Here is an 8,573-nt window from a genome sequence, read left to right as displayed (position 1 = left end):
GATTGCTCATGCTTGGGATCGCTGGTCAACCCAGTCATGCCACTCTCCTGCTTATGCCACGGAGTAGTCAACGCTTCAGAGGCCCGTTGGAAGAAATCAGAAGCGGCCAGACCAAAACGTTGCGTGGATGCTTGCCAAGTTAAATTTATAATATACATAAACACGGCTGAAGTCGTCAAGGCCTTTGCTCCAGGGCGAAGCAGCAGGCGTTTCATACTTTCTGAGCCTGGCCAGCCCCAGCAGCGGTCATCGTTCGACCCCCACATAGCCAGCCTGCGGACACTATGAATCAGCCCACCTGGGATCGGGGTCTCCAGTCAGTTTTCCACTTGATCCGCTCAGCACCTAGTTGCGGACCAGTCTGGGAACGAAAAGCCCGGTTGCCTTGTATCCCTCATACAAGCAGCATACGAGCGACATTGCCGACATGGCATTCGCAAAGCCCATACAATCTGCAGGTAGTGATGCGGCGCCGCCTTCTCAGCTTCATCAGTTCCTTGTCGCCCGTCCAGCAATTCCTGTGACTCTGGCACTGCATACGTCAGGCCGTTTCGCGGGCGTAGCGCGAAGACTCCAAAGGAAATGAACCCTTTTCATCAACATCTTTTAATGTTTGCAAGCAGTTTTCTGAATGCCGGCTTTGGCGTCAATCGAAAACTTGTTTGATTCTGAAGTTGTAACAATCGTATTAGTCTCCAATGCGCAAATCGCCGAGAATCAGCATGATATAATTTGATGTAGTTTAAGAACTAAAGATATTGTGCATGTAACGCTTCGGCTACAAAGAGGAGTCCGGGTACATGATCGGTGAAGAAAAGTATTACGGAGCTATTAGCGCTGATTCCCCCTTCTTCTTTGAGAACTACCAAAAACTGCAAGATGAGGAGCAGACTGGCTGGCACGCAGAGTCCCAAATACCGCCATCTTGGTCAGTCGTTCATTCAGTCCCTTGGACGTACGCAGGCACGAATGAGCGCAGATTACGAGTAGCCGGCTGGAAGATACATCTCTCAGCCACTCCTGAAAATGCGGAGAAGATTCTTTCCGCTGCAATTCGTTGTTGCGTACCGAGGGGAACAGTATTCAAATTTTTACGTTCTCCGAATCAGCTTTTCCAAGCAAACTCGAAGTATGCCAATCGTAGCAGTAGCGGGAAGTTTGTGACGATATATCCTTCCGGGGATGATGAACTGGATCAAATTGTTGCCGCGCTTATGGAGACTATTGGCGATGAAAAAGGCCCTTACATTTTGAGTGACATCAGATATGGTGGAAGCCCGATATATTTTCGATACGGCGGGTTTGTTCCCATTGCCGAGCAGAATACAGAAGGCAAGAATATCGAATGCATCCCTAATGTCGATGGCTTTTTGGTAGAGGATCACAGGGCTCCTTTTTTATAAATCCCTCCTCCAGAATCCATCGTCCGAAATCTGTGGACCAGGCATATCGAGCCTATATGGAGACGTTGGCGTCTCCGCTTGATGATTATCAGAAAATTGAACCTATTTACTTTTCTAATGGTGGAGGCGTGTACTTCGCCAAGAAAACCAATGGTGATATGTCTCTGCTCAAAGAGGCAAGAGCATATGCCGGGTTGGACCAACGGCATGAAGCAGCTCCCATCCGTCTAAACAACGAATGGACCATGCTGAATCTGCTGCATGGGAGCAATACTGCTCCTACGCCTATTAGACGATTTAAGGCCTGGGAACATCGCTATATAGAAATGGAATACCTGGACGGTACCTCGATAAATAATTGGATGGCCGAGCACTACCCGACCTCCGATAGATCCTCGTCATCTCGTGACGTATACAAGGAATCGATAATCAAACTCGGTAAGAAAATCATAGATGGGGTTACGACTATCCATAGCTTCGGCTACGCACATGGCGACATACACCCCTCGAACATCATCGTCATAAATGATGGTCGTGATATAAAATTCATAGATTTTGAATCAGCACGGCAACTCAATTCTCAAGAATCCACAACTGGCAATGCCATGGGCTATTTGGCCCCCGCTCACTTCACTCCAGAGGAAGCAGACTGGTTTGGCGTATCGCGAGTGTTGGCGAGTTTGTTCTATCCGACAAGCGCAATAGCGATGCTGAGTCCGGATTACTGGCCGAAAATGCTGAATCGCCTTGAGAGGGAATACGGTATAGAAGCGAGAGATTTAGTCACGGCAGTTGACAATCGTTATCCATCGCAAAACTCAATTACGCCCGTGTTTTTCACTCCCCATGATCCCCCACATGCGGCAATCGTCTGTTTCCCTGAAAACAGACCCGTCACAAAAATGGACTTGCTATCGTTCAGCGATAAGCTAATCGATGGCATACAAGCAGCAAGGCATTCGACACCAGGTTTCCTTTACCCATCAGATGTGTCTCAAGGCAACAGGCTCGCATATGCCAATATCAAGACAGGGGCCGCGGGTGTTTTCCTGACTCTATGCAGAGCGAAAAAAGAGATTCCGAAGACAGATATCCCATGGCTGACGGATGCCGTCTATAGAGACAGTGAGCGCGCCGACGTAGATTTTGGATTGTTCACGGGCATTACCGGTGTTGCCATGTTGGATGCCGAAACCGATCATGATAAAGAAGCGGAATTCCTTCTTGAAAGATCATTGCAGTATGGTAGGTCTGCTTCTGATCTGAGCTTGGAATCTGGCCTTGCGGGTTTGTCTTTGGCATTGCTCGCATATGGCCATGCCAAAAAGAACGATTCATTTACAGAGCAGGGACTGGAAATCTGCAATCGACTGAATACGCTCCTGTTCGACGTCAAAGACGCTGCCACAACAAAGAGCTTTGATTCCAACCAAGGGCTTTTGAAGGGCTGGTCCGGGCTTGCATTGCTTAATATAGCCGCATCTCAGACCTGCAACGACAAAAGCTCAATAAATCTCGACATGGCTACCGCATGTATAAAGAACGATCTGTGCGGCAACTTTATTGACGATTTCGGCGTGCGAGGCACCTTGGACCAATACAATCGATCATTGCCATACCTAGAAAAAGGATCTGCGGGTATTCTGATTGCTGTTTGCGCTCTGCGCAGGGCAGCACACGACGATTCTTTATTTGCCGATGAGTGGGATTCGTTGATAAAAGCCTGCTCTTCAACATTGTACGCATTCTCAGGTTTGTATCATGGCAGAGCCGGTATCATTGCTGCACTAAACTTGGCAGCGCCATGGATTCCGAATTCCAAAAGAATACTAGACCTTCATTGGAAAAGCTTTAATCAGTTTGGACTCATCTGGCATAACAACCTGTATCTGCCCGGAGAATCCTATCTAAGGCTCTCTTGCGATTATTCGACAGGCTCAGCTGGCGTTATTTCAGCAGTAAACAGCCTTATAGGCAAGCCATGGTCTTTCTTGCCAGTCGTCTGCCCTAACGATCTTTTAAATGGAAACACCATCGAAAATAGCACTAAATATGAAAGGAGGCGACAAAATGCACAACATTATCGATCTGCAAAATAGCGATATCGCCATGAATGATGAAGTCGCTCACCATAGCGGCGCCAGCCTATTTGCATGCCACGGCGGTGGGCATGATAGCAGCTGGAGCTGGTGGTCATGCGACTGACTGATCCACAAAAATATGCCACTGCGATGACGTATTCACCAAAATGGCATGGGCTGTCATTTTTGCCTTGATGATGGCAAGGACAACAGTCATGTAAGTCTATGGGCGCCATCCTTGTATGGCATCCATAGCAATATTCTGATGAAGATTTATAAGTCGCGAGAACGGCGATGATGGGAGAACGGTGATGAGTGGTGCTTCAGTGAGTTCAAATGGATTGACGATGACGGTGACTCCGAGGAAGGATGATTCGATCACCATCCTCGACCATGTCGACTTCCATGCTGAGCCCGGAAGAATCACGGGGATTGTCGGCCCCTCAGGCAGCGGAAAGTCCACCTTGCTGTACTGCCTTTCGGGATTGGAACGTGCGACATCCGGAAGCATCTCCCTTCTAGGGCATGACATCACGCATATGCGAGCGTCCGCGCTCACTCGGTTTCGGCGTCGGCATCTGGGATTCGTGTTTCAGTCCTACAACCTGATCACGAGCATGACGGTGGAGGAGAACCTCGCGCTGCCATTCACCCTGCGCGGCCGTCGACTCCCCAAGCAAAAAGCGGATGAGATGTTGCGGTACTTCGGATTGGCAAACGAGAAAAAAAGGAGCGTGACGATGCTCTCAGGCGGAGAGCAGCAACGTGTCGCGCTTGCACGAGTGCTACTCTCCGATGCAGATATCATTTTCGCCGACGAGCCGACTGGAGCCTTGGATCAGGAATCTGGCGCCAAGGTCATGCAGGTGTTCAAAAGTCTGGCTATGGATGCGGGCAGGACCGTAGTAATAGTGACCCACAGTGGAGAGGTAGCCGGACAGTGCGACCAGATCGTTGAGGTCCGTGATGGCCACGTGCTGAACGCTGATACGGAGAGCGGGGCCCGCATATGAGGGGCGCACTCTCTGATCTGAAAGCAGCCCCGGCCGTATGGGCCGGCGTATGGCTGTCACTAATCGTTTCCCAGACCGCTGTGTGCACTATCGTCGCCGCGCGCAGGGCTATTGATGCCGCTTACCACGGACCGGATGCCGGGTTAGGCGCCAACCTTTCCGGCCCAGCAATGCTGTTCAGCGTGGTCATAGCCGTGTTCGTGATGCTGTGGGTCGTGACCGCCGCTCTGAACCAGCGCAGGCACCAACTAGCATTGCTGGTCCTTCAAGGCGCCACGCCCTGGCAGCTGCTCTTCGGGAATCTGGCTATCATCATCGTCCTATTCATCTTGGCAGCAGTAGCGTCATCCCTCCTGACGCCGCTGGCAGCACCATATCTGTTCGACCTCCTGGCCAGAGCATTCGAGCTGAAACTGACGTATCAAGCAACCCAGCTGCTGGCATCCATCGGCACTGGGTTGGCCATTGCCGGAGTCGCCGTCCTTGCAGGCACAGTGCTGACCGTGCGCACACTATCCAAGATCAGGCCGATAGAGGCGCTTCGGCAGTCACAAAACCCGCCGAGACAAGTGAACGCATTCCGTGTTCTGCTAGGCGCATCGTTGCTCGTGGGAGCGATATGCGCGCTCATCATCCCGGGGACAGCTACACGCAAGATAGACTCTGGCGAGCTCGCCACGCACATTTCCGGCAGGAATCCCATAGAGTCCAGAGTGACAGGATTCATTGGGTTCTCCATGGGAGGCATGTTCCTCCTGATCTTCGCATTGGCTGTTCTGGCTCCCTATGTCATGCACTGGTTCACCAAAGGATGGACGCATCTTCTCCCCCTGCCATTCAGCACCTGGAAACTCGCCAGGCAGCAGGCCGTTGGGAGGATCCAACGACAGAACGCGACCATCATTCCCATGACGGCCGGCTTGTCGTTGCTCATGACTTTCTCTGGTGTGTTGCATACGCTGACCGACAGCCTCAAGAATTTCGCCAGTAACGGCCATTCCATGAACGTGAACCCACACATGCTGACGAACCTGATGGCCATGCTCGGCCCTGCGCTCATCATCGCTTTGGTGGGCGCAATCTCCGGACTGATGATCACCGCACGAGGGCGACGCCTGGATCTGGCGCTGACATACGTATCCGGTGCCAGTACCGGACAGTTGCGCATTTTGGGAGCCCTCGATGGTCTCATTTCGATGGTCACCTCGGTGCTGCTCGCCTTCGTCATCACACTGCTCAGCACCTGCGGCACCGCCTTCATGCTGCAACGATATCTGGGAAGCGCAAAGATAAGCGTTCAATGGGGATATTGGGCGGTCATCGCACTCCTCGCTATTGTCGTAGGCGCCCTCGTCACAGGCGTGCAGGCGCTGTGCGCGCGTTCCGAGGATTCTGTGAGGGTCATATCACGTGCAGTCGGTGAGTAACCACCCCCAACAAAGGACGAAAATGTCGCCACACAAGCGGAATAGTAATGAGAAAACCGCATCTTTGATAGACGTGCCCCGCCTTTTGAAATCCATAAGGGTGTTTTATTCACGGTTAGTCTGCTAAGTATAGCGAGCGCCCTCTTAAATCTGGCTCAGCCACAGCTTGTCAATGTCATTCTTGGACGCGTGCAGCATAACATGCGATCCGCAGTGCCCCTCTAATAGCGTTGGCAGGAGTGTTTCTGTCCGGCGCAGCAATCACTTCTTTTGACGCTTACCTGCTGTTGAACGATATGAGACGGTCTCTAGTAATGCATATTCTGCATTTGCCGTTCAAAGATCTGGACCAGTCGCATACAGGCAACGTAATTTCTATTATTTCATCTGATACAAATGAACTGAAGCGATTGCTGACCGATAATTGCCAGAAGTGTTTGGCACTTTACTGGTGTTCATAGGCGCGTGTGTGGGAATGGTCATAATCAGTCCCGTCATGTTCGTTATCTCTCTTTCGACCTGTCTTGTTACTGTCGGTTTACTGGTAGTCTTATCCGGAAAATTACGAGACTGCTCCAGAGGGGCTCAAACGGCCATAGGAGATATGACGTCTGCAGCCACTGATGCTTTGATGAGTTTGAAAAGGATCAGGGCCTTCAACGCCACGGAGCGTGAGACCAATAAAATCGGCGAGAAGCCAGGCAAGCGTGCACATCCGGTCGTCTAATTTCAAAGAAGCAGTCACTGATATGGCCATCAGGAATGGCCTTAATGCAGTTGTGCCTGATGGTTGTATCGGGAATCGGCGCTTTCCAAGTGGCCAAAGGAGTGATGACTGTTCAGCAACTGGTAACTTCTCTATGTACCTAGAAATGATGCCCACGCCTATGGCGACACTTTCTTCGACATATAGCAGACTGTTCAGAGCGTTGGGCGCGAACTCCAGCATTCAAGCGATAATGAGAATGCCGACCGAAGATGCGACATCAGCATGAGCAGTATCCAGTAGGGTCCAAAGGAAGGTCACCAACTCCGATCAGATTGACATCGATCTTGACCATGCTGATATTCCGTATGATGACGCACGGAACAATCGTGGCGGGCTCCAATTGAATGAAGCGGGCGTGCATATGAAAGGCGGTGTCGTCTACGCGATAGTCGGACCATCCGAAGCGGGCAAATCAACCATGCTGGCCCTTATAAGGGTATTCTATAAGCCAAATCATGGCCATGTTCTCTTTAATGGTATTGATCTTTCAACTCTCAGCTCCTCTTATGTACGTTCTCTGATCGGCTATATAGAACACGATGCCCCCATATATTCCGGTTCTTCCAGAACGAATCTGGCGATGAACAAGAACGGCGTATCCGATGAAGGCTGCTGGAATGCCTTAAATAAGGTGAACCTCACGCCAAAGTGAGAGACACCTTCGATGGATTGGATACCCCAGCAGGCAACGCGGTGTATTGCTGAGTAGCGGTGAACGCTATCGCTTGGCCCTGGCAAGGCTGTTGTCCATAAGGCGGCCGATCATGCTGCTTGACGAAACAACATACCATTTAGACGCTAAAAACGAGGAGCTCGTCGCACAAGTCATTCATGCCAATTCCCCGGAGCAGACAATAGTCATGGCGGCACAGAGAATACAATCAATCGCTTCGTCAAATAGAATCATGGTTTTGGCCAATAGAACTATCAATGGTTTCCTTTGGAAAATATTGTCTGCCAATTCTACTCTCCTATATGTATTGCTGTTAATAAACTTGATACCAATGTGAATAATTTGGCTATATATAAATATGCGCGGAAAATACGATCCACCGGCAGCAAGGTTCTCACCTCAACAAAGGAACAGACGATTCAAACTATCGTCTTGCCCTCTAAAGATATCTTTAATGACATTTATTGGCTGCTTGGTTTCCAGCATGATATGCAGTCATTACTAGACTGACCACGGGATATCTAGCAGTAAAGTTTAGCTGGGAGTACAGCACGTGAACCTTACACAGGGCACGCAGGAATAAATCTTGGAATTGCTCATTGTCAAGACATGACCCTCGCTGTTCCGCACAGTCAATCAGCTATCTGTTTTTTGATGACTATATGATCACGACGATGTTGATCGCCTACGGGCTTAAGGAGCCGGACCGGGCATCAGACCGCTGGTTAATAGCCTAAACGAGACGGAGTAGTCAACGCTTCGAGGGCCTGTTGAAAGAAATCAGAGGCGGCCAAACCAAAACGCTGCGTGGATGTTTACCAAGTTGAACCAAGAATATACATAAATCAGGCTATGCTCGTCAAGTTCTTTGCTTCAGGGCGTATCAGCCGACTTTCCATGCCGATACGCCCGAAGACAGACGACCCTACTTGACCGAGCGGATCAGCATGATGACCGCCGCGCCGATCAGCACCATGACGATGGCCACGGGGAAGATGAACACATACCCGGCACGGATCACCAGGACCGAGACCAGTACTGGGGCGATGACCTGTCCTAGGGTATTGGCCAGGTTCAGGATGCCCAGATCCTTACCAGCTTCGTTCTTGTTCGGCAGCACATCAACATTCAGGGCCTGGTCCACCGAGGTATAGATGCCATTGCCCAAGCCAGCGATGCCCGCGTAGCACATCATGCCCACTGCCGT

Annotated in this window: 8 protein-coding genes; 6 read left to right on the top strand and 2 right to left on the bottom strand. The window is 50.6% G+C overall.

What is annotated here, in order from left to right; translation table 11 throughout:
* Window positions 1-215: hypothetical protein (locus AC0AP0_RS06100; protein ID WP_490429722.1), on the bottom strand; the 215-nt coding region annotated here is incomplete at its 3' end.
* A gap of 585 nt (window positions 216-800) precedes the next feature.
* Here AC0AP0_RS06100 and AC0AP0_RS06095 point away from each other — a divergent pair.
* The 6 genes from AC0AP0_RS06095 (at window position 801) to AC0AP0_RS06070 (ending at window position 7,345) form a co-directional block, all read left to right on the top strand.
* Complete coding sequence (locus AC0AP0_RS06095) at window positions 801-1,403, top strand: class III lanthionine synthetase LanKC N-terminal domain-containing protein (RefSeq protein WP_146210512.1); 603 nt, start codon at window positions 801-803, stop codon at window positions 1,401-1,403.
* 56 nt (window positions 1,404-1,459) lie between these two features.
* Window positions 1,460-3,502: a protein kinase domain-containing protein gene (locus AC0AP0_RS06090; protein ID WP_490429721.1), complete on the top strand. Its 2,043-nt coding sequence runs from the start codon at window positions 1,460-1,462 to the stop codon at window positions 3,500-3,502.
* Window positions 3,503-3,831: 329 nt separating this feature from the next.
* On the top strand, window positions 3,832-4,497 hold the full coding sequence (locus AC0AP0_RS06085) for an ABC transporter ATP-binding protein (RefSeq protein ID WP_229281577.1): 666 nt from the start codon (window positions 3,832-3,834) through the stop codon (window positions 4,495-4,497).
* Entirely contained in the window at window positions 4,494-5,924 is a 1,431-nt protein-coding gene (locus AC0AP0_RS06080) for an ABC transporter permease (protein WP_024627010.1), read from the top strand. Before AC0AP0_RS06085 ends, AC0AP0_RS06080 begins: the two co-directional genes overlap by 4 nt.
* Before the next feature lie 433 nt (window positions 5,925-6,357).
* The gene (locus tag AC0AP0_RS06075; RefSeq protein WP_045924970.1) at window positions 6,358-6,651 is read left to right on the top strand and encodes an ABC transporter transmembrane domain-containing protein; all 294 of its coding nucleotides are present in this window, start codon (window positions 6,358-6,360) and stop codon (window positions 6,649-6,651) included.
* Window positions 6,652-7,048: 397 nt separating this feature from the next.
* Window positions 7,049-7,345, top strand: coding sequence for an ATP-binding cassette domain-containing protein (locus AC0AP0_RS06070; RefSeq protein ID WP_146210563.1), 297 nt, complete (start codon window positions 7,049-7,051; stop codon window positions 7,343-7,345).
* Window positions 7,346-8,291: 946 nt separating this feature from the next.
* Here the strand turns inward: AC0AP0_RS06070 and AC0AP0_RS06065 are convergent.
* Window positions 8,292-8,573: MFS transporter (locus tag AC0AP0_RS06065; RefSeq protein ID WP_490429720.1), on the bottom strand; the 282-nt coding region annotated here is incomplete at its 5' end.

It is taken from the genome of Bifidobacterium sp. POST2/T3 (B1) (assembly GCF_058197115.1).
This window is presented reverse-complemented; position numbering and strand designations above follow the sequence as displayed.

What these genes read in the sequence shown, in the direction of transcription:
- AC0AP0_RS06080 (WP_024627010.1), top strand. Translation starts at nt 4,494, where the DNA reads ATGAGGGGCGCACTCTCTGATCTGAAAGCAGCCCCGGCCGTATGGGCC.
- AC0AP0_RS06090 (WP_490429721.1), top strand. Translation starts at nt 1,460, where the DNA reads ATGGAGACGTTGGCGTCTCCGCTTGATGATTATCAGAAAATTGAACCT.
- AC0AP0_RS06085 (WP_229281577.1), top strand. Translation starts at nt 3,832, where the DNA reads ATGACGGTGACTCCGAGGAAGGATGATTCGATCACCATCCTCGACCAT.
- AC0AP0_RS06095 (WP_146210512.1), top strand. Translation starts at nt 801, where the DNA reads ATGATCGGTGAAGAAAAGTATTACGGAGCTATTAGCGCTGATTCCCCC.